Genomic DNA, 21,388 nt, shown 5'->3' with positions numbered 1-21,388 from the left:
AGGAAGTAAACCGGCACCTTGTTATTCCTCCAGGTAGTTCCGCTGGTTGGCCCAGGCTTTTCGCTCCCGGCGGCGCTGCTCCGCTCGGTGGTCGAAGTGGCCACCGTAGCAAATCCGCCTGTCAGTGTTGAATTTCATAACACCTTCCGCAATGCGCGTTCCTTGTCGAATCATCACACCATTGAGAGGGCAAGTGTCGTAACCGCAGTTATGCTTGGAGTACGTGCCAAAATTGCGGTGCCGGATACGCTTCTCCGTTAGTATGCGCTGTTGCGTTCGGCCGATTTCCTCCCACGCGGCCCGCTCATCGGCTATGTTTAGCTCTTGCCCCAGGGTGCTAAGACGAAAAAATGTGGCTGGGTCTTTCAGCTGTAGAAACTCGTAGAACCTCGGAAAAACTTCCGTGGCCGCATCGCGCAGGCAAATTTGCTGCTCCAGATTCAGCTTCTCACTCTCAAGCAAACTGCGAAACAGGCCCAGCAAGTTGAAATCGGTGTAGCGCCGATAGTTAATCAACAGGTGCCGGTAATCGGCTTCGGTGAGTTGGTTCAAACGACGATTAAGCTTCATAACATCTACAGATAGGTTACCTCACTTTCCAGGCCCGAGTCATTTCGCGCTTGCCGGGCGGGCCGGGAATTTTTTCGACTAACCAGCCGGCCGCCTTGAGACTGCGCTTAAAGGAGCCTTTGGCGCAGTAGCTCACCAGCACGCCGCCGGGCGCGGTGGCCTGGTAGAGTTGCGCGAACACCTCGTCGGTCCACATGTCTGGCTGCTTTTCGGGGGCGAAGGCATCAAAATAAATCACCTGATAGGTATCCTGAGGTAGGGCTGTGGCTTGAAGTTCCCCAGAACGCTTGAGCAGCTTGAAATTGGGCGTCAGGTCGATAGGCCGGTTCCAGGTGGCGGCGTGCAATTGGTGCTGGTAGTCGAGCAGCTCGGGGCCGGAAAGGTAGTTTTCCGTGTTCAGCTGGCTTACTACCTCCCACGGCAGCGGAAACTTCTCAATGGTATCGTAGAAGATGGTGCAGTTAGTGCTGAGGCTACGCTCCAGAGTCAGCAGGGCGTTCAGGCCGGTGCCAAACCCGATTTCCAGCACCCATACCAGCGTGGTACTGGCGGCCAAAGCCGGCTCTAGACCCGCTGCTAGGTACACGTGTCGAGCCTCTTGCAGGGCCCCGTGCGTGCTGTGGTAGTGCTCATTAAGCGCGGGTACGTACAGGGTGCTGGAGCCATCGGCGGTAGCGCGAACTTCAACGTAGGGCGTAGACATGGAAACGAAAGAGAGGGCAGAAAGGCAGGAACACTCCCAAAAAGTAAGGCGGCGTTTGGCTAATATACTGCGTTTGTTATTGTGGCGGTAGTACTGCCGCGGCGCCGTAACTGGCAGTAACAGCCTCCCCTTAGGTAGGCCGCCGCACCTTCACCCTGTTTTCCTTTCCCCATTATGGCCCGCGTAAAAGTCCAGCTTCCCGATTCCTACTTGCTTACCATCGAAATTCCCATCCGTATCACCGACCTCAACTATGGGGCTCACCTCGGCAACGATGCCCTGCTGAGCATCCTGCACGAGGCCCGGGTGCAGTTTCTGCGCCACTTAGGCCACGCAGAGTACGACCCCACTACGGGCCTGGGTCATATCATGGCCGATGTGGCCATTGAGTACAAGGGCGAAGGATTTCAGGGCGACATTCTTCACATTCAGATGGCCGCCACCGACCTCAATAAGTACGGCTTCGACCTCGTGTACTGGGTAAAAAATCAAACCGGTCGCGAAATTGCCCGGGCTAAAACCGGCATGCTCGGCTTCAACTACAACACCCGCCAGCTGCTACCCCTCAGCGAAGAATACGCCGCCCGGCTGCGCGGTGAGTGATGTAGTGAGTTGACGCATTGAGTGATTAAGTGAAGCGCCCTGGCGAGCAGGTGGCGCATCAAGCTAGTGTTGATGCCATCCTTCCCGCTCAACCTACTACTCCCTGAAATGCGACAAGCCCTCGACGACTGTGTTAGCGCCAAGGGCTTGCCAGGTTATTAGGCTGGTCACAAAGAGAGGACGGATGGCTTCGTCGTGCCTCCTCGCCATGACAGTGCATCAACTCACCATTTCACCGCTTCAGCACTTGAGTAGTCGGCACTTTTTTCATGTTCAGCGGGTTAAGCAGTGTTCTGGAAGAGAAGGCGTACACCTTCGGCTTTCTGCCTTGTATCTTTGCCGTTATGATGATTGACCTGCCCGTAGTTTCGAAGCGCGATATTCGCAAACTCACCCCCGACGAGCTCAAGGCCTTTATGGTGGAGCACGGTGAAAAACCGTTCCGGGCCAAGCAGGTACTGGAGTGGCTGTGGAAGAATACAGCCGGCTCGTTCGAGGAAATGAACAACATTTCCTTGGCCACGCGCGAACTGTTGGCCCGGCACTTTGTCATCAACGGCGTGCAAGTGCAAAACTCCCAGCTTTCCAACGACGGCACCATCAAATCGGCTTTCCGCTTGCACGATGGCAACATTGTGGAGGGCGTGCTCATCCCGCACGACACGCGCATGACCGCCTGCATTAGCTCGCAGGTGGGCTGCTCCCTGACGTGCAAGTTCTGCGCTACCGGCTACATGGAGCGCAAGCGCAACCTTGATGCGGCCGAAATCTACGATCAGGTAGTGCGCATTCGGGAGCAGTGTGAGGCCCAGTACGGTACGCCGCTCACCAACATCGTGTACATGGGCATGGGCGAGCCGCTATTGAACTACGCCAACGTGGTGAAAAGCATTGAGCGCATCACGGCCCCTGACGGCCTGAACATGGCCCCGCGCCGCATCACCGTCAGCACCGCCGGTATTGCCAAGATGATAAAAAAGCTGGCCGACGACGGCGTGAAGGCTAACCTGGCCCTCTCCCTGCACGCCCCGAACGATGCCAAGCGCAACGAAATCATGCCTATCAACGAAGCCAACTCCCTGGCCTCGCTGAAGGATGCGCTCAAACACTACCACCAGGTAACGGGCCGCAAGGTGACCTACGAGTACATTGTGTTTGAGAGCTTCAACGACACGCTGCAGGACGCCGAGGAGCTGTTCCAGATTTCAAAGTGGATTCCCTGCAAGGTGAACCTCATCGAGTACAACCCCATCGAAAACGCCGACTACGTCAACACCGCCGACGATAAGCTGATGGCCTTCCACAAGTACCTGGCCGACCGGGGTGTGCAAACCAACGTGCGCCGCTCCCGCGGTAAGGACATTGATGCCGCCTGCGGACAGCTGGCCGTAAAAGAAAAAGCAGAGGCATAGAGCAACCCGCCTACCTGTTTACAGTTGTAGTGCGTTTCATATTAGCCGAGAAGTGCAAAAAGCCCTCGACTTCAGTAGCGCTTTTTCCTACTTCACTCGTCCGAATCGGTAAGCTACTTCTGCATAGGCCGGATAAATTCTACCCCCGTTTACTCCGTACAAAAAACCTAAGCTACCACTCACGCGCGAGGCCGCTACCCGGGCGCCTATTAAACCCACGAAGTCTTCTCCAAAAATATACGTTTCGTTTAGCAGCGAGAAACGGCGGGAGATGCGGGTAGTGCCGCCCAGCATCACTACTGGCGCGCCTTCATCTGCATCGGCGAAGCCGTATCCTAGGCCCAAAGTGGCATTATTGTCAGCGGAGCCTACTGTAGCTACTCCGTATCCCACCCCAGCGCCGCCGCCACCACTGCTAAATAACCCAAAAGCACGAGCATAAAGCACTCCCGCGCCCAAGTGAAATTTCTCGCTCACGGGTATGCTAACCTTTGGAGTTATTGCCAACAGGCCCGCGCCAAAGCCGGGAATGATGGGCACCAACAGACCGACGGAGAAGTGGTCAGTGACGCCATAGTTCGCCCCAAGTAAGAAAATATCAATGTTTTGCACGTAGCCCTCGCCCCGACGCAGATTGCGGGCCGTGGGAGCGAAAAATAGTCGGGTACCATTGCCTACCGACTCGTAACCACGTTGGACTTGAGTGGCCGATAGCTCCACTATCTGGCGGATATTATTTCGTTGAATTACCACTTTGCCTAGCTCCGCGGTAGTAAACTCCAACTCCGTGGGCCTGCTAGCTACCAGTACACCAATAAAGCTGGTACCAGACCTTAACTCTACGGAGTAGCTTTTTCCTACCACCTCACTGGGGCCAGCACTCCCTGGGGTGGTAGCATTGGCCGACCCGCTAGGAGTACGGCCCAACTCCTGCTCCCGGCTTTCTATACTTTGCTGTACCGCAGCTACTTCAGCGCGCGAGAAATATCTAATGAGAGTGCGGCCGTCGCGCAGTCGCGTAAACAAGCTAATGGTGCTGTCAGGGGCTACGTTTTCCTCGAAGTGAGCCTCCACAAAGCTGTCAGCCGAGTAGTACGGAAACAAGCCATACATTGCTTTTTCTTTGCGGTCAATGGTTTCTCCAACCAGGGGGCTGATGACCACAATACGGCTGGTTGGCTGCTGGGCGTAAGCCGCCGAGCTGAACAATAGCAACCAGGCTGCTCCCAATAATTTTAGTGCGCCAGACATATAAGTAGGGTGTAGAAAATAGGAGAATCAAACCTACTGTTTTACCTATATATTCATTCATTATCCTCTATAAATAGTTGAAGTTGATAGACCTCTCAGGGCCATCTAGCGACTGCTAAAAACCAATAACCCCCGAAAAACCCACAACTCTGCGGATTCTTCGGGGGTTACTAGCACAGGCAGATCAGACTTTCTAGTTCTTCCAGCGGCCCTCGGAGCGGGGGCGGCCGGTGCTGATTTCTTCCTTGGTTTCGCCCGCCGGCACCTCGCGGGTTTCAATGCGGACGGCGTGGGCCTTAGGCTGCACTTTCTGGCCAAAGGCATCGGCAAACTCCTGGGTAAACTCGGCCCCGAAAAAGATAATGAGCGAGGAGTAGTTCACCCACACCAGTAAAACAATGGCCGAGCCGGCGGCCCCAAAAGCGGAGCCCGGATTCGCCTTAGCAATGTAGAAGGCAATCAGAAACTTGCCTAGTACGAACAGCAGGGCCGTAATGAAAGCTCCCACGCCTACGTCGCGCCACCGGATAACGGCATCGGGCAGAAAGCGGTAGATCAGGGCGAACAGCAGGGTTGTGACGCCCAGCGACAAGGCGAAGTCAACTAACCGGATAACCACCACCCCAATTTCGGGAAACCACTGCTGCAACTTGCCGGTAAAGGCGCTGAGTACGGCACTAATCACAAAGGAAACGAGCAGCAATAGGGCCACGCTCAGAATAAGCCCAAACGAAAGAAAGCGCTGCTTGATGAACTGCCCAATGCCAATACCTACGGTGTTGACCCGCAAATTCCAGATGTCGTTGATGCTTTCCTGCAAGGTCACGAAGAAGGTAGTAGCGGCAAAAACCAGGGTGCCAATTCCGATGGCAGTAGCAATACCACCTTTTTGCTGCTTGGTAAACTCGGCAATGCTGTCCTGCAGAAACTTGGCGGAATCAGCCCCGACCAAGCCCTTCATTTGCCCGTACACCTGGCCCGTTACGGCATCATGACCATACACGGAGCTGGCTACCGTAATGACGATGAGCAGCAGCGGAGGCAGGGAGAAAATGGTGTAATACGACAGGGCCGCTGCGTGACGCAGGGAGTTGTTCACCATAAACTCGCTCGCGGTAGTCTTTAAGATACCAATAATGTCGGAAAAGCGGTAGTGCGTGGCCATGAGGCAAGGTTTCGGGGAAAGTCGGTGCAGGTAGTACGGGTAGGACAGACCCGGCGTTCGGTGGTGTTAGCCAAATACCGTTGATTTGCGTAGGAAGCTGAGCCATCCGGCGTTGTTGTCCGCTGATTTTCATTCTGCTATGCGTATTCTTCGTTTCGCTTTGCTGGCTTCCTTGGCCGCAACAGCCGCCTGCCAAAGCAGCCCGGCCGGAAACCCGGCCACGGCTACCTCACCCATGCCCGTGCTTAAAGCCAACAAAGGTGCTTCTTACCCGGCGGCCGAGGGGTTTGATCAGGCGGGCTCCGATGCCAAGGCTATGGCGCTGGCTGATAAGGTAATGGCGCAAATGGGGGGCTACTCGGCCTGGCAGCAAACCCGCCTGCTGGGCTGGGATTTTCTGGATGGCTCCTACCAGCTCTGGGACAAGCACACCGGTGACTTCCGCTGGCAGAAGGACAGCACCGTGGCCCTCTACAATCTCACCTCCAAGCAGGGGCGCGTGTACCGCTCGGGCCGCGACATTTCCGCTACCCCCGACGGCACGAAGCTACTGGGCCGGATGTACCCCATTTGGGTGAACAACTCCTGGTGGCTGCTGATGCCTTTCAAGCTCAAGGATTCCGGCGTAACGCTGACCTACAAAGGCGCGGGCCAGCTTATGGACGGTACGCCCGCCGAGGTGCTGAACATGACGTTCAAAAATGTGGGCGTTACGCCCGATAATAAGTACGAAGTGCTCGTCAACCCCAAAACCAATTTGGTGGAAGAGTGGGCCTACTTCCCCAAGGCCACCGATGCCCAGCCCGCCTTCCGCCGCCGCTGGACCGGTTACCAGCGCTACGGCAGCATCCTGCTTGCCACCGACCGCTCTGATGGCAAAGACGGCCGCGGCTTGGCCCACCTTTCGGCCCGCAACGAGGTGCCCACCGGCCTTATGCAAGACCCCAAACCGGTAACCAAACTATAGGGTTTAGGCGGCCGTTTTCGCCGAAAGGCGCCCTTAGACCTGGTATTACCCTCCTCATTTTCTGCATTATTCTGAGCGAATGACTTTATCACGCCTGAGCAAGTCGCAGAGTAAAGCGTCTTCTAGCAGGATAAGATCCTGTGCTTGAACTCAGGATAATAGGTACGGATAGGATGAGGTAGTAAACGGGTAGAAACCGGCTGCTCGCGCTACGATGCCGAAACGTATGGATAGGGTGAAGCAGTAGTGAACGGTTGTGCAGAGCCAAACCAGCTGGTGTGCTGACGACTGGTTGCTACTGCAATAGCAGCACGCTAGATGCTTCTGTAAATGGTCGCGTATGTGGACTCGCAAGGCTTTATTGCGCGCATACGTCCTGCAAAGGGGCTATTGCATTAGCTCCCAGCGCAAGGTTTCGATGGGAGCTTCGTGTAAGGCGGCAGCTAGTTCGGCGTCGTCTTTGAACTGTAGTTGGTGCAGCACCAGGGCCTCAACGCTTACAGTGAATTGTTTGGTCTGAAATGGCCAAGGGTGCACCCGAACGGGACCACCCGGCTCGGGTTGGAGCAGCTCGTAGTGCTTGCCATCCGGGCCGGTATGGATTTCGACGGCGCGGCCCATTTCCGGAATTTCATGTCGGCACAGAATCAGGCTCAATCGGTCGCACCAATGCAGCAGGGTATAGGCTTGCTCGGCCTCAGATTTCTTGACGTGCAACTCTCGCAGCCAGCGTTTCTGGTTGGCCCGCTGCTCGTCGAGAAAAGTATCAATTTGCTTTTTTTGCCCGCGCAGGCTTTCGTATAAAGTGCTCAGGTGCATGCTAGTAAGCAAACTACGCCAGCGCCCCTGGAAGCGGGCAGCCTTCATTACGCCGGTGGCCTGCTCCAGCGAAAATTCCTTCATGGTGAAATTAGCGGGAGCCCCGGCAGGCGTGATACCATAGTGGCCGCTCCAGTCCTGCTGCTCATCATCGTGCTGGGCCGCGGCGGCCAGCAGGCCTACCCACTGGTCGGAGGGTAGAAAGGCGGGCCACTGGTGTAGCAACTGGGCCGCCAGTAGGGCGTGAGCTTGCTGGTAGATAATCTGCCAGCCGGCCGGTACGTGGTTTACAATCATAAGCGCGGTAGGTAGTTGCGTTTCGGTGCAAACGCAGAGGGTGCGCAGAGGTTGGACCTTATTCCTCTCGATTTCTTTCTTATAGAGGGGGAGGCTGATAACTCTGTGCTACACTACTCGTCAGGCTTTCAGCTTACGTGCCGCTACTGTCTGCTTAAGGCCACCAACTTAATGTACCGCGAGATTCTACTTCACGACCCATCAGAACGATGCCCTTGGTCGGGTCATCCTATCAAGTCGCGAAGTAGAACTTCGCGGTACACTAGGTTGGTGGCCGCTCTGGAAACGCGAGCCGCATAACGACCCGCGTCAACATCAGCCCCTGCAGAAGCCGGAAATCCGGCTTTACACGCCTGCTGTTACCGGCTGCCGCAGGTGAAGCAGCATGTCATCGGTCATCTTGTGCAGGTCGAACTGCGGCTGCCAGCCCCAGTCCTGGCGGGCCTGGGTGTCGTCGATGCTGGCGGGCCAGGAGTCGGCAATCTGCTGGCGGGCATCGGGCTGGTAGCTGACCTGGAACTCGGGGTAGTGGCGCTGAATGCTGGCCGTAATTTCGCGGGGGCAGAAGCTCATGGCGCCCAAATTATAAGAGCTGCGTACTTTGATGCTGTCGGCCGGGGCGTGCATTAGGTCCAGGGTAGCCTTCAGCGCGTCGGGCATGTACATCATGGGCAGGTAGGTTTCCTCCGAAAGGAAGCACTCGTACTGCTGGCCTGCTACGGCCTTGTGGTAGATGTCCACGGCGTAGTCGGTAGTGCCGCCGCCGGGCAAGCTTTTGTAGCCAATGAGGCCGGGGTAGCGCAGGCTGCGCACATCCAAGCCGTGCTTGCGGAAGTACCACTCGCACCACTGTTCCCCGGCCAGCTTGCTGATGCCGTACACCGTGTTGGGGTTCATTACCGTCAGTTGGGGCGTGTTTTGGCGGGGCGTATCGGGCCCGAAGACAGCAATGGACGAGGGCCAGTACACCTGCTTTACGCCCAGGTCCACGGCCGCGTCTAACACATGAAACAGGCCATCCATGTTCAGCTGCCAGCCAAACTTGGGGTTCTTCTCGGCCGTGGCCGACAGCAGAGCCGCCAAATGGTACACTTGTTTGGGCTTGTACTGCCGCACTACTTCTTCTAGGCGGTTCTTGTCCAGCACATCCAGCAGCTCAAATGGACCAGCCTCAGCGGTTTCCGCGTCCTTGGGGGCGCGCACGTCGGCGGCTACTACGTTGGAGGCGCCGTACATCTGGCGCAGCTCGTGGGTAAGCTCCAGGCCCAGCTGTCCGCCGGCGCCGATAACGAGGATGGTGTCGCCGCCGGGGGTAGCGGCCGAAGTGCTGGATGCGTTCATTCGGGGGTGGTTGAAGGGTAGGAGGTGGATGGGGGCTCAAAGATAACCGGGCTGAACGGTTCTCAGGTGATGGCGCGGCAAGGAAAGTAGCCAAGACAACCCGTCGGCTCCTTTCAGTATCCTCTGCCTAACTACTCTGCTGTTTATGCGCCGCTACCTGCTCCTGTCCGTTCTGCTCCGCCTGGTTCTGTTCTCGTCTGCTGCCCTGGCCCAGGCGCCTACCCCGGTGGTGTACCGCAACCTGGTGATGGAAGGCGGCGGCATCCGGGGCATTGCCTACGGCGGAGCCCTGCTGGAACTGGAGAGGCGCGGGGTACTGGCGGGGCTGCAACGGGTAGGCGGCACTTCGGCCGGCGCCATTCAGGCGGCCCTGCTGGCAGTGGGCTACTCGGCCCAGGAAATCAGGGAGGTTGTGAACAGCACACCGGTGCAGCGCCTCAATGATGGGCGACTGCTGTTCTTTGGGGGCAGCACCCGCCTCGTCAGGCAGTTCGGCTGGTACCGCGGCGACGAGTTTGCCCGCTACATGAGCGAGCTAATCGGCCGCAAAACCCAGCTCCCTGACCTCACCCTGGGCCAGCTGCACGCTCTGGTTCAGCAAGCACCCGCCCGCTACCGTGACCTGTACACCACTGGCACCAACCTCACTACCCAGCGCGTGCAGGTGTTTAGTTACGAAACCCACCCCAACCTGCGCGTGGCCGATGCCGTGCGCATCAGCACGAGCATTCCGCTCTACTTCCGGGCCGTACTGCTCGATACACAAGGCCGCGTGGTGCGCCGTCCCGCCAAGGGCCAGGCAGTAGAGGTGCTAGTAGATGGGGGCCTATTGGCAAATTATCCCATTGATCTGTTCGACCACCCGCGCTACTGGGCGGCCGGCGCGGCTACGGCCACTGCGGGTGTTACCCCTGCTCCGTCCGTGAACCCCGAAACCCTAGGTTTGCGCCTCGACCGGGCCGAGCAGATTGCCTATGATACCCAGCCCGGTGGCCGGCAGCAGCTAGCGCCCTATCCCATCCAGGACTTTGGGTCCTACGTAGGCGCCCTGTACACGCTGGCCCTGGAGAACCTCAACCCCACTCAGCCCGAAGATTGGCCCCGCACCATCAGCATCAACACATTGGGCTTCAACCCAAAAATCAAGCGGATTTCCGAAGTGCAAAAACAGCAACTGATGGAAAGCGGGAAGGTAGGCGTGCAAGCGTTTTTCGGGCGGCAGCAGTAGGCAGCATGGAAGAAAAGCCTAGCACGGAATAACTCGATTTCGAAAGTCGTATTGTTTGCATGTGTCTGACAGACAGAAGACTTTACGAATAAACACACGGCGACTTGAGAGCCGGGACTATAACCGCCGCCATCCTACGGATGTCCGAGCTAGTGGCTGACTACAGCCCGAATTGCTCCTACTACCATTGCTTAACCCGGCTCCAGCAGCATGCGGAACCGACCGGCCATCGGCACCTTCTTTTTCGCACACTTACCCATAACTGATTAGGTTGAGGGTGTGCATATCACCCACTTCCTGAAGCCTCGGCAGATCCACCTGCCAGGGCTTCGTCTTTTCAGACGACGCGTTGGCGGGGTGACAACCGTGCGAATAGGGCAAAGACAGTACCCGGCTCTACGTTGAAGTAACCTTGTCATTCCAAGCGAGGCAAGGAATCCGAGTTACTCATCAGTGGCTAACCCAGATTCCTCGCTTCGCTCGGAATGACAGCCGCGATTGTCCTGTTACCTTTGTCTAACCTCCCACTCACGCAGTCACTCACTTACCCATTCACCGATGTACACCACCCTTCAGCCGGACCTCGAAAAGCAGCTTCAGGAAATCAAGGACGCAGGCCTCTACAAAAAGGAGCGCGTCATTACCTCGCCCCAGGGCGCCGAAATTGAAACCACCGAGGCCGGTGAAGTGCTGAACTTCTGCGCCAACAACTACCTGGGGCTGTCGTCGCACCCAGAGGTAGTGCGGGCGGCCAAGGAAGCCATTGATACCCACGGTTACGGCATGTCGTCGGTGCGCTTTATCTGCGGCACCCAGGATATTCACAAGCAGCTGGAGCAAAAGCTGGCCGAGTTTCTGGGCACTGAGGATACCATCCTGTACGCGGCGGCTTTCGATGCCAACGGCGGCGTGTTCGAGCCTTTATTCAACGAGCAGGACGCCATTATCAGTGATGCCCTGAACCACGCCTCCATCATTGATGGGGTGCGCCTGTGCAAGGCCCAGCGCTACCGCTACGCCCACAACGACATGCAGGACCTGGAAAAGCAACTTCAGGATGCCGTAGCCAAAGGCACCCGCCACCGCATCATCGTCACCGACGGCTCCTTCTCCATGGACGGCACCATCGCCCAGCTCGACCAGATCTGCGACCTAGCCGATAAGTACGAGGCCTTGGTAATGATTGACGAGTGCCACAGCATGGGCTTCCTGGGCAAAACTGGCCGCGGCACCCACGAGTACCGCAATGCCATGGGCCGCGTAGATATCATTACCGGCACACTGGGCAAAGCCCTGGGCGGTGCCATGGGCGGCTTCACCTCCGGCCGCAAAGAAATCATTGACATGCTGCGCCAGCGCAGCCGCCCCTACCTGTTCAGCAACACGCTGGCTCCGGCCATCGTGGGCGCTTCTCTGCGGGTGCTGGAACTGCTCACGGAAAGCACCGAGCTGCGCGACCGGCTGGAAGAAAACACCAAGTACTTCCGCGCCAAAATGACGGAAGCCGGCTTCGACATCAAGCCTGGTGAGCACCCCATCGTGCCCGTCATGCTGTATGACGCCAAGCTTAGCCAGGACTTCGCGGCTAAAATGCTGGAAAAAGGTATTTACGTGGTGGGCTTTTACTTTCCGGTAGTGCCCAAAGGTCAGGCCCGCATCCGGGTACAGCTCAGCGCCGCCCACACCCGCGCCCACCTCGACAAGGCCATCAATGCCTTCATCGAGGTAGGCCGCGAGCTAGGCACCATCAAAGAGCCCTCAGCCCAGCAGCCAGAAGCCGGCCAGGTTGTGCAAAACACGCCGTAAGCATCCTTATATACAATCTATGTCCGTCATCTTGAACGGAGCGAAGGACCTTATGAGGCCTGAACAGCAGTCAGCCAACGACTCATTCAGGCCTGGTAAGGTCCTTCGTTCCGTTCAGGATGACGGGCTTTAATGACTACGAGAAAGGAATTAATCAGCCGCTATGCTGCTACCTCGGCAGTAGCGGAGCCAGCTGCGGCGGTGGGCTTGGGTGCCACATCAAACAGAAACTCGTTGAGGCGGGCGCGCAGGTCGGCGGGGGCTAGGTTGCGGAATACTTCGCCGCCGCGAACCAGGGAAATTTGGCCGGTTTCCTCGCTTACTACCAGCACAATAGCGTCGGTAATTTCGGTGAGGCCGATGGCGGCGCGGTGGCGCAAGCCCATGGAGGCGGGCACATCGGGGTTTTCGCTGACGGGTAGGATGCAGCGGGCGGCCCGAATGCGGCCGTTGGTGATAATGACGGCGCCGTCGTGCAGGGGCGAGGTTTTGTTGAAGATGCTCATGAGCAGGCGCTTACTCACGGCCGCATCAATCAGGTCGCCGGAATCAGCGAAAAACTTCAAGTCAGAAGCCATGCTGAAGGCAATGAGGGCCCCGGTTTGCTTGCTGGCCAGGCTTTTGGCGGCTTCAATAAACGGGGTGATGTTCATGCGCTCCTGCTGGGGCTCGCGCCGCCACGGAAACATGCGCAGACGGTTGCCAAACGAAGTAGCCTTGCCCACATTGAGCAAAAACCGCCGGATTTCCTGCTGAAACAGAATGATGCCGGCCAGCACACCCACACTCATAAACTGACCTAAAATACTGGTTAGCAGCTCCATGCCCACCGCCTTTACCACCAAGTACACCAGGTAAAGCGACATGAAACCCAGAAACACCTTCAGGGCCACGCTACCCGTCAGTAGCTTGTAGAGCTGGTAAAACAGGGCCGTGACCAGAAGTACGTCCACGACGTCTATCCAGCCGATGCGCAGGAAGCCGATGGTGAAGGCGCCAATCACGACGAGTGGGGTAGGGGGTAGGTACTGGAAACGAGCTGGATAGTTTGCACTGCTTCGGCCACGTCGTGTACGCGCAGCAGACGGGCCCCGTTGAGCACGGCCAGGGTATTGACGGTAATGGTGCCAGCCAGGGCCGCCTCGGGCGTAAGGCCCAGAGGTTTGTACACCATGCTTTTGCGCGAGAGGCCCGCCAGTATGGGCAACCCCAGCACATGCAGCTCCCGCAGCCGCCGCAGCAGCTCGTGGCCCTGGGCCGGCGTTTTGGCAAACCCGAAGCCGGGGTCCAGCACCACATCTACCACCCCGTGGTGGCGCAGCTCGGCCAGCTTGTCGCGGAAGTAGCGCACCAGCTCCAGCACCAAATCGTCTTCGTAGTGGGTAAGCTGGGTCATGGTTTGGGGCGTGCCGCGCATGTGCATCAGAATGTAGGGCACGCCCAGCCGGCCCACCGTGGCAAACATGTCCTCGTCCAGGGTGCCCCCGCTGATGTCGTTGAGCATGTCGGCGCCGGCGGCTACGGCCTCGGCCGCTACCGCGGCCCGGAAGGTATCCACGGAAATAACGGCGTCTGGAAAAGTTTGGCGCACGGCCTCTACGGCGGGCAGTAGGCGCTTTTTCTCTTCGTCGGCGGAAATGTGCTCGGCGCCGGGCCGGGAGGAGTAGCCACCCAAATCCAGCACGGCAGCCCCAGCGCGCAGCATCTGCTCGGCCCGGCGCAGCAGCTCATGCTCACTACCAATGCGGTTACCCGCGAAGAATGAGTCCGGAGTCAGGTTCAGGATGCCCATCACCTGGGGCTGGCGTAAATCTAGCACCCGGCCGCCGCGGCAGCGCAGGGTTTGCCTCGGGGAAAAGCACGTATCTTGCGTTGTCATGGGTCTTGGGGGCTTCGGGTCTTGGGGTCTTGGATGGCCGGTGGGTGGGCAGGAGGCAGGTCAGCGAGGAGCTGGGCGGCTGTCAGTGTCTGATGGAGAAGAATCAGCTCAGCGCGTAATCCAAGACCCCAAGACCCGAAGCCCCCAAGACCCTCCAAAATAGCCCCAAAAACTTGGAGAATCAAACCCAGCACGAATACGACCAGGTCATTGCCCGGTGTCGGCAGCTGTTTCTGGCCAAAACCCACGACTACGGCACGGCCTGGCGCATCCTGCGCCTACCCTCCGTTACGGACCAGATTTACATTAAAGCCCAGCGCATCCGCAGCATTCAGGAAAAGGGCGTGCAGCTGGTGGCCGATGGAGTAGAAGAAGAATTCGTGGCCATCATCAACTACTGCATTATTGCTCTCATGCAGCTGGGCCTACCCCCTGAGGCGCCCCTAGAGCTGGAGCCCACCGCCGTAGCCGCCGCCTACGACGCGCAGGTAGCCGAAAACCGCCGGCTGCTGTTCGCCAAAAACCACGATTACGGCGAGGCCTGGCGGCAGATGCGCATTGAAAGCATCACGGACATCATTCTGATGAAGCTGCACCGCACCAAGCAAATCGAAGATTTGGGCGGCCTCACCCGCGTTTCGGAAGGCGTAGAAGCCAACTACCGCGACATGCTGAACTACGCCGTGTTTGTGTTGATTAAAATGGGACTTGGGGACTCGGGGTCTTAGGGTCTTGGTTCTCGTTCTGTTACTTTGTTCAGAGAAGCGGGCCCTACTGTCATAACTCTGCGAGGAAAAACGGAACAGCGCAGGCTTGCCAGCAGTATGTGCCCTTGGCTGGTTGCTAACCTGGCTACATCTAAGACCCCAAGACCCTAAGTTTCCAAGACCCCACATGAAACAAGTTACCCGTATTTGCTGGCTGCTGCTGGGCGTTGTGTTTATCTTCTCGGGCCTCGTAAAGCTGAACGACCCCGTGGGCACTGCCCTCAAGCTGGAGGAGTACTTTGAGGTATTCTCCAAGGACTTCGGCTCTTTCTTCGAAATCTTTATTCCGCATTCCCGCACCCTGAGCATTGTGCTCAGCTCCCTGGAAGTGGTGCTGGGCGTGGCTGTGCTGCTGCGCTGGATGCTGCGCCAAACCCTGTGGGTGCTGCTGGCCCTGCTGGTGTTCTTCGGGTTCCTGACGTTCTACTCGGCGGCCTTTAATAAGGTAACCGACTGCGGCTGCTTCGGCGACTTCATCAAGCTCACGCCCTGGACTTCCTTCTTCAAGGACCTGTTCCTGCTCGTGCTCTGGGCCGTGGTGTTCTTCAACCAGCGCTACTTGCGCCGGGTATTTGCCAAAGGCACGCTGGGCGTGATGTACATCACCCTGGCCTCGGCCGTGGCCATTGGCATTGGGGTGCGGGCCCTGGGCCACTTGCCCTACTTCGACTTCCTACCCTACAAGGTGGGTAACGACATAGGCAAGCTCATGAAGCCCCAGGAGCAGGCCAAGTACCAGTACGTGATGGAGCGCAACGGCGAAACTAAAACCTTCACGGAATACCCCACCGACTCAACCTGGAAATACAAGAGCATGGAAGTGCTCAACCCGCTCACGTCCAAACCCGTCATCACCGACTTCTCCATCTTCGATGCCGAGGGCAAGGACCACACCCAGGACGTGCTGACCGGCAACAAGCTGCTGCTGATTGTGCAAAGCGCCAATACGGCCGACCGAGACCGGTTCAAGGACATCAGCAAGCTGATGGAGGATGCGGCCAAGTCGCGCAAGCAGATTCGGCCCCTCATCATTACCAGCAGCAGCCCGCAGGAGTTTGACGCCTTTCGCCACGACGTGAACCTGGCCGGCACCTACTACTTCGCCGACGCCACCGTGCTCAAGTCCATGATTCGCTCCAACCCCGGCTTTATTCTGCTGCAGGATGGGGTAGTGAAGGGCAAGTTTCATTACCACGATATTCCCGAAGCCAGCAAGCTAGAGGAACTGCTGTAAATCAGTTGCCAGCTGCCGGTTATCAGTCACCAGATTATTCTGTTGCTCACTGAAAACTGGCAATTGGCAACTAGCAACTGAAGAAGATGCTAGGTTTCATTTTAAGCCGATTGTGGCAGGGCGTACTGGTGCTAGTTGGGGTAGCGCTGACGGTGTTTTTCCTGTTTCAGGTGCTGCCCGGCGACCCGGTAGCCCTGCTGGCCGGGCAGCGTAGCGACGCCGCAACCCGCGCCGCCATTGCCGCCGACTTGGGCCTGGACCAGCCCCTACCCGCCCAATTGGCTGGCTACCTGAATGACGTGTCGCCGCTGGGCGTGCACCCGCGCGACTCGGCGGGGGTGGCCAAGTACGGCGGCGTGCAGTTGCTGCCCCTCGGAAGTGAAAAGGCGTTGGTGCTGAAAACGCCTTACCTGCGCCGCTCCTTTCAAAGCAACAAGGAGGTGCTCAGCATTCTGCTTGACCACTTCACCGGCACGCTCTGGCTGGCCGTGGCGGCCATGTTGCTGGCGGCGGTGCTGGGCATTGTGCTGGGCATTGTGGCGGCCCTAAAACCCCACTCCTGGCTCGACCGGACCCTGCTTTCCACCTCGGTGCTGGGCATTTCGGTGCCATCCTTCGTGGCGGCCATTCTTATTGCCATGACGTTCGGGTTTTACTGGAGCAACTGGACGGGGCTGAACCTCACGGGCCAGCTCTACGAAACCGACGCCTTTTCTGGCCGCCACCTGACTCTGAAGAACTTGCTGCTCCCAGCTTTTGCCCTGGGCATCCGCCCCTTGGCCGTTATCGTGCAGCTAACCCGCTCCTCCATGCTGGAGGTCATGAGCCAGGACTATATCCGCACGGCGCGGGCCAAGGGCCTCTCTAGTTACCGCACCGTCATGGGCCACGCTGTAAAAAACGCCCTGAACCCGGTGATTACGGCCGTGTCGGGGTGGCTGGCTTCGCTCATGGCGGGTGCCTTTTTCATCGAGTACATCTTCAACTGGAAGGGCCTGGGTACCGTCACATTGCGCGCCGTAGAAAACCTGGATTTCCCCATTGTCATGGGCGCTACCATCTTTATTGCCGCGCTTTTCGTGGTGGTTAACATTGTAGTTGATGTACTCTACGCCCTGCTGGACCCCCGCGTGAAGCTAGGATAGGTGCTGAGCCTTTTTCTATTACAGTCCGAGCAAGCATGCAACCCTACATGGCTTTGCTGATCAAGTAGTTTCTTTTCCTCATGACTCGCCCCAGCCCAGTTCGTTACGCCCTACCTGCCACTGCTAAGCGGCTGCATTTGATAGGGATGCCGGGGGCGGGCAAAACCACCCTGGGCCGGGCCTTGGCCGTAGCCTATGGCCTCCCCTTCCTGGATTTGGATGAGGAAATAGTGCAGCGGGAGCAGCGCAGCGTCTCTGAAATCTTCGCCCAGGAAGGCGAGGAGTATTTTCGCCAGCGGGAAGCCGATACCCTCCGCGACGTGGTAGCTACTTACCCACGGCTGGTGCTGGCTACGGGTGGGGGCACGCCCTGCTTTCATCATAACCTGGAGGTACTACTGACCACCGGCCTAACGCTTTACCTGGCCGTGCCGGTAGAGGAACTGGTGCGGCGCCTGCAAGCCGTGGCGGCTAGCCGCCCCCTGCTGGCCGCTTTGCCCGACGCAGCCGGGCTGGAAACGCGCCTGCGCGAAACCTTAGCTGCCCGCCAGGGGTTTTACGACAGCGCCCCAATTTGCTGCGCGGCTCCTACCTGCTCCTTGGAGGCCGTGCAGCAGCTAATAGCGCGTTATTTCACTACTGCCTAAGGGGGGTAGTAGTTGGCCTGGCATTTGCGCGGCCCTGTGTACTTTTGCGCCTTCATCATTCCTGTATTGGCATGAACACCTCTTCTGAAACCCTGGAAACCAGCACTACAGTAACGCCGGTTAAAACTCCCGAGGCCATCAAGCCGAAACACAAGGGCTCGGCCCGTCTGTTTGAAAATCCGGTTCTGGAGCGTCTCACGCACACGCACATTGCCGGTCCGCTCTCTATTTTCTTTGCCGTGGCGGGCGTGAGCCTCTACTACAGCCTCAGCGAGGGCCTGCTTACCGGGTTGTCGGCCTTTGGTCTTTTTCTGGGCGGATGGCTGCTCTTTACCCTGGCGGAGTATCTAATGCACCGCTTCGTGTACCACATGAGCACCAATACGCCCCGTAAGGCTAAGTTTCAGTACACCATGCACGGCGTCCACCACGAGTTTCCCAAGGACAAAACGCGCTTGGCCATGCCGCCCATCCTGACGGTGTTCGTAGCTTCGCTTCTGTTTTTTATTTTCCGCTTCACTTTCGGTAACGCGGGCTACGGCGTGCTGGCTGGCTTCGTATTTGGCTACGCCCTGTACCTGTTTGTGCATTACGCCATCCACGTGTATTCGCCCCCGAAAAACTTTCTCAAGTTCTGGTGGCACCACCACGCCCAGCACCACTACCGCCAGGATGAAATTGCCTTCGGAGTGAGCACCACCTTGTGGGACCATATCGTCGGGACCATGCCCAAGAAGAGCGCATAGGCAAGCATACTCCTGTTTTCCCGCTTTGAAAGAGCCTGACCAAAACGTCAGGCTCTTTTTTTATGTCCAACCCTATACTCAGTGTGAGTTGTCCGTAGGCAAGCTCTACAATAAAAAATTGAATTAATGAAAGAAGTATCAAGAAATGGTAGGTAGATTATATAATTTAACTTCTAAATATACTTATTCAGCTACTGATATAATTTATAATAGGAATGATTATATACATTTGAAAAACCATTGTGGGAAAATTCAGAAGGATTTTGTCAGAATGAGTCTTTCAGCCATATCCTTTACTGCTCTGTATGAAAGCACCCTCTACCCGAGTATTGCCTTTGCTTACCTTGTTGGCCTGCTGCTCGGGCGTAGCGCAGGCGCAGTACGTGTTCAAGGACAAGCCTACCACCGACGGCACCTCCAACGGGCTGGCTCCTTACGTGCAGAACTTTAATGCGCTCGGCAACACAAACAGCGTGTTTGTCAACAACCAAACGCTACTGGGCGTGTACGCCGGCTTTACCCTGAACAAGCACGGGGCTCAGGAATTTCCGACCAGCATTCGGGCAACTCCCACCGCCATATTCTACGACCGGACCATTCCGCCCGACAATGGTTCCCAGGGCAAGACGGTAAACCCAGATGGCACGGCAGCTGGCGCGGGTTGGTACCACTTCGGCGCTGCAACCAGCTCCCCCGACCGGGCCCTGGGTGGTATTGCCGCCACTAGCACCGACACCGGAGTGGGCTACATCGGCATTCGGCTGCAAAACTCGTCTGGTACGCTAATCAAGAACCTGGAAGTGGCCTACGCCATGGAGCAGTGGTACAACTCCGGCAAAATGGATGACGCCCGCGTACGGGTGTGGTACCGCAAGCTGCCGGCCACGGCCAGCGCTGCGGAAAAGGCAGCTTTGGTAAGCGGCACCTGGACGGAAATCGGTGACTTGATGGTGAATGCGCCCTCTACGGCGGCCGTTATTGCCAGCAGCGACGGCAACTCCGCCACCAACCGGCGGGTAGCGCGGGCCAAGCTTATTGGGGGCGGTAGCTCGCCCTTCGGAGCCGGCTTAGCCAACGGCGAAGAGATTATGATTCGTTGGTCGTACGTGTTCAACTCGACTTCCAACGGCAACGGGCTAAGCTTGGACGACGTGACCATCACGCCCGAAACCAATATTTTCTATTCGGCCACTACTGGCAACCTGAACGACAAAAGCAGCTGGGGTGTGAATGCTGATGGCACCGGCACCCAGCCCGCTAACTTCAACCTGGATAACACAACCTTTTATGTGCGGGGCAATACGGCCGGAGTTAGCCGCCTGAGCAGCGGGGCGGCGCTGAGCCTGAAAGGCGCTAACACCAAGCTGGTAGTGGGGCGGCCCGGCGAACCGGCCACGCTTTACCTGGGTGGCCACGACAACCTGAACGCCACGGTGGATGTTACGGCCGGCTCAGTACTGCAAATCGATAAACTGACCAGCGGCGGCATTACCCTGGGCGCGTTGGCTACCACCAGCACCGTGGAGTACAGCAACACGACTACCACGGGTCCGCAAACCGTGGATGGAGGCAGCTATGGTATTCTGAAGCTAACCGGCACCGGAGCCAAGCAGCTAGGAAGCAACGTGTTGGTTAGCAACAAGGTAAGCTTCAGTAGCACCGGTCTGTCGGCCCTGGCTCTGCGCGACTTCGACCTGACCATTTTGAAAGAAGGCTCGGTGGAAATGCTGGCCGGCTCGGGGCTTTTTGTAACCAACGGCAAAGGCGGGCTGCGTCAAACCGTCACTAGCTCCGGCGCCGAAGTTAACTTCCCGGTGGCCGTTACCCCCGACCTGAACGATTACTCGCCGGTAGTACTCTCGCAAACGGCTGCTAACTCCGAGGATACCTATAAGGTGCGGGTTGCCAACAACGTGTACCGCTCCTACGATGCCAATGAAAACGGGGCTGAGCCGCTAACCATAGGCGTGGTCAAGAAAACCTGGTTTGTAAGCGAAGAAGTCCCTGGCAACTCCGACATAACCCTGCAGGCCTTCTGGACTACCAAGGACGAGGGCACCGACTTCCAGGCCAACAACGCCTTTATTGACCACTACACAACCGGTGCCAGTTGGGATGGAGTGCGCGATACGCCTTCCTTGATTGTGAGAGGCAACACGAAGGGTAGCAAAAAAGGCGGCATTAAAAAGTTTTCGCCCTTTGGCGTTACCTCCCAGAGCCGGGGCGTACTACCCGTGCAGCTGGTGGCCTTCAGGGTCACTCGGGTTGGCGCTGCCGTGTCGTGCAACTGGCGAACGGCTGCGGAGCTACACAACAACGGATTTACTGTGGAGCGCAGTGCGAACGGGCAAGCCTTCAGCGCCATTGGAACGGTAGCCGGGCATGGCACCACCAGCCAGGGACAGCAGTACCGCTTCCTAGATACGGCTCCGCTACCGGGCATCAGCTACTACCGCTTGCGCCAGCGTGATACGGACGGTACCGAGGCCCTGTCGCAGGTAGTGGTGGTAGCGGCAGCGGAAGTAGCGGCCCAGGTGGTGCCTAACCCCGGTACTACCCGCTTTCAGGTACTGCTACCCAGCGGCACGGCGGCTGGGGGCGCTGAAGTGCTGAACGTGCTGGGCGCCCGGGTAGCCGCTATTGCTCCCGACGGTAGCTTCGACCTAACCCACCAACCAGCCGGCATGTACGTAGTGCGCATTCGCACGGCTGAAGGCAGTCAGAGCATCCGCGTGGTGAAAGAATAACGAACTTCAAGCCCTAGAAAAACACGCAACGGCCGCCCCTACGTAGGGGCGGCCGTTGCGT

The 21,388-nt window shown here is 57.7% G+C and carries 19 protein-coding genes; 11 read left to right on the top strand and 8 right to left on the bottom strand.

The features are described 5' to 3' along the window. Nucleotides 1-21: 21 nt before the first annotated feature. Entirely contained in the window at nucleotides 22-570 is a 549-nt protein-coding gene (locus MWH26_RS16705; RefSeq protein ID WP_247975164.1) for a hypothetical protein, read from the bottom strand. A gap of 16 nt (nucleotides 571-586) precedes the next feature. Next, nucleotides 587-1,273, bottom strand: a complete 687-nt coding sequence (mnmC2, locus tag MWH26_RS16700) for a tRNA (5-methylaminomethyl-2-thiouridine)(34)-methyltransferase MnmC2 (protein ID WP_247975163.1) — start codon at nucleotides 1,271-1,273, stop codon at nucleotides 587-589. A gap of 174 nt (nucleotides 1,274-1,447) precedes the next feature. Here mnmC2 and MWH26_RS16695 point away from each other — a divergent pair, with 174 nt between their 5' ends. Further along, nucleotides 1,448-1,876: a thioesterase family protein gene (locus MWH26_RS16695; RefSeq protein WP_244698024.1), complete on the top strand. Its 429-nt coding sequence runs from the start codon at nucleotides 1,448-1,450 to the stop codon at nucleotides 1,874-1,876. 347 nt (nucleotides 1,877-2,223) lie between these two features. Then, on the top strand, nucleotides 2,224-3,288 hold the full coding sequence (rlmN, locus tag MWH26_RS16690) for a dual-specificity RNA methyltransferase RlmN (protein ID WP_373285712.1): 1,065 nt from the start codon (nucleotides 2,224-2,226) through the stop codon (nucleotides 3,286-3,288). An 87-nt stretch (nucleotides 3,289-3,375) separates the two neighbouring features. On the opposite strand, the gene MWH26_RS16685 is transcribed toward rlmN, so the two are convergent. After that, complete coding sequence (locus tag MWH26_RS16685; protein WP_247975162.1) at nucleotides 3,376-4,539, bottom strand: hypothetical protein; 1,164 nt, start codon at nucleotides 4,537-4,539, stop codon at nucleotides 3,376-3,378. Between the two features lie 193 nt (nucleotides 4,540-4,732). Continuing rightward, a complete protein-coding gene (locus tag MWH26_RS16680; protein WP_244698013.1) occupies nucleotides 4,733-5,704 on the bottom strand; it encodes a YihY/virulence factor BrkB family protein in 972 nt (323 codons plus the stop codon). Nucleotides 5,705-5,843: 139 nt separating this feature from the next. Here MWH26_RS16680 and MWH26_RS16675 point away from each other — a divergent pair, with 139 nt between their 5' ends. After that, entirely contained in the window at nucleotides 5,844-6,671 is an 828-nt protein-coding gene (locus MWH26_RS16675; RefSeq protein ID WP_247975161.1) for a hypothetical protein, read from the top strand. Between the two features lie 387 nt (nucleotides 6,672-7,058). Here MWH26_RS16675 and MWH26_RS16670 read toward each other — a convergent pair whose 3' ends face one another. Next, nucleotides 7,059-7,787, bottom strand: a complete 729-nt coding sequence (locus MWH26_RS16670) for a DUF3891 family protein (protein ID WP_247975160.1) — start codon at nucleotides 7,785-7,787, stop codon at nucleotides 7,059-7,061. Between the two features lie 345 nt (nucleotides 7,788-8,132). Beyond that, nucleotides 8,133-9,128: an NAD-dependent epimerase/dehydratase family protein gene (locus MWH26_RS16665; protein WP_247975159.1), complete on the bottom strand. Its 996-nt coding sequence runs from the start codon at nucleotides 9,126-9,128 to the stop codon at nucleotides 8,133-8,135. Nucleotides 9,129-9,273: 145 nt separating this feature from the next. Here MWH26_RS16665 and MWH26_RS16660 point away from each other — a divergent pair, with 145 nt between their 5' ends. Both MWH26_RS16660 and kbl read left to right on the top strand, forming a co-directional pair. Beyond that, nucleotides 9,274-10,356 (top strand): patatin-like phospholipase family protein, encoded by a 1,083-nt coding sequence (locus tag MWH26_RS16660; protein ID WP_247975158.1) that lies wholly within the window; start codon nucleotides 9,274-9,276, stop codon nucleotides 10,354-10,356. A gap of 558 nt (nucleotides 10,357-10,914) precedes the next feature. Then, complete coding sequence (gene kbl / locus MWH26_RS16655; RefSeq protein WP_244698005.1) at nucleotides 10,915-12,162, top strand: glycine C-acetyltransferase; 1,248 nt, start codon at nucleotides 10,915-10,917, stop codon at nucleotides 12,160-12,162. A gap of 161 nt (nucleotides 12,163-12,323) precedes the next feature. On the opposite strand, the gene cdaA is transcribed toward kbl, so the two are convergent. Beyond that, nucleotides 12,324-13,166 (bottom strand): diadenylate cyclase CdaA, encoded by an 843-nt coding sequence (cdaA, locus tag MWH26_RS16650; protein ID WP_247975157.1) that lies wholly within the window; start codon nucleotides 13,164-13,166, stop codon nucleotides 12,324-12,326. Further along, entirely contained in the window at nucleotides 13,163-14,041 is an 879-nt protein-coding gene (gene folP, locus MWH26_RS16645; RefSeq protein ID WP_247975156.1) for a dihydropteroate synthase, read from the bottom strand. Before folP ends, cdaA begins: the two co-directional genes overlap by 4 nt. 173 nt (nucleotides 14,042-14,214) lie before the next feature. Here folP and MWH26_RS16640 point away from each other — a divergent pair, with 173 nt between their 5' ends. The 6 genes from MWH26_RS16640 to MWH26_RS16615 all read left to right on the top strand — a co-directional run bounded on the left by MWH26_RS16640 (nucleotide 14,215) and on the right by MWH26_RS16615 (nucleotide 21,327). After that, nucleotides 14,215-14,769 (top strand): DUF1599 domain-containing protein, encoded by a 555-nt coding sequence (locus tag MWH26_RS16640; protein ID WP_247975155.1) that lies wholly within the window; start codon nucleotides 14,215-14,217, stop codon nucleotides 14,767-14,769. Between the two features lie 166 nt (nucleotides 14,770-14,935). Beyond that, on the top strand, nucleotides 14,936-16,042 hold the full coding sequence (locus MWH26_RS16635; RefSeq protein ID WP_244698003.1) for a BT_3928 family protein: 1,107 nt from the start codon (nucleotides 14,936-14,938) through the stop codon (nucleotides 16,040-16,042). 86 nt (nucleotides 16,043-16,128) lie between these two features. Next, on the top strand, nucleotides 16,129-17,187 hold the full coding sequence (locus tag MWH26_RS16630; RefSeq protein ID WP_247975154.1) for an ABC transporter permease: 1,059 nt from the start codon (nucleotides 16,129-16,131) through the stop codon (nucleotides 17,185-17,187). A gap of 80 nt (nucleotides 17,188-17,267) precedes the next feature. Then, entirely contained in the window at nucleotides 17,268-17,834 is a 567-nt protein-coding gene (locus tag MWH26_RS16625; protein ID WP_247975153.1) for a shikimate kinase, read from the top strand. Nucleotides 17,835-17,905: 71 nt separating this feature from the next. Beyond that, the gene (locus tag MWH26_RS16620) at nucleotides 17,906-18,580 is read left to right on the top strand and encodes a sterol desaturase family protein (RefSeq protein WP_247975152.1); all 675 of its coding nucleotides are present in this window, start codon (nucleotides 17,906-17,908) and stop codon (nucleotides 18,578-18,580) included. A gap of 305 nt (nucleotides 18,581-18,885) precedes the next feature. Beyond that, nucleotides 18,886-21,327: a T9SS type A sorting domain-containing protein gene (locus tag MWH26_RS16615; RefSeq protein ID WP_247975151.1), complete on the top strand. Its 2,442-nt coding sequence runs from the start codon at nucleotides 18,886-18,888 to the stop codon at nucleotides 21,325-21,327. Nucleotides 21,328-21,388: the final 61 nt, after the last annotated feature.

The organism is Hymenobacter sublimis (assembly GCF_023101345.1).
Taxonomy (GTDB): Bacteria; Bacteroidota; Bacteroidia; order Cytophagales; family Hymenobacteraceae; genus Hymenobacter; species Hymenobacter sublimis.
Note: the sequence above shows the minus strand (reverse complement) of the source record. Positions and strands in the feature narration are given on the sequence as shown.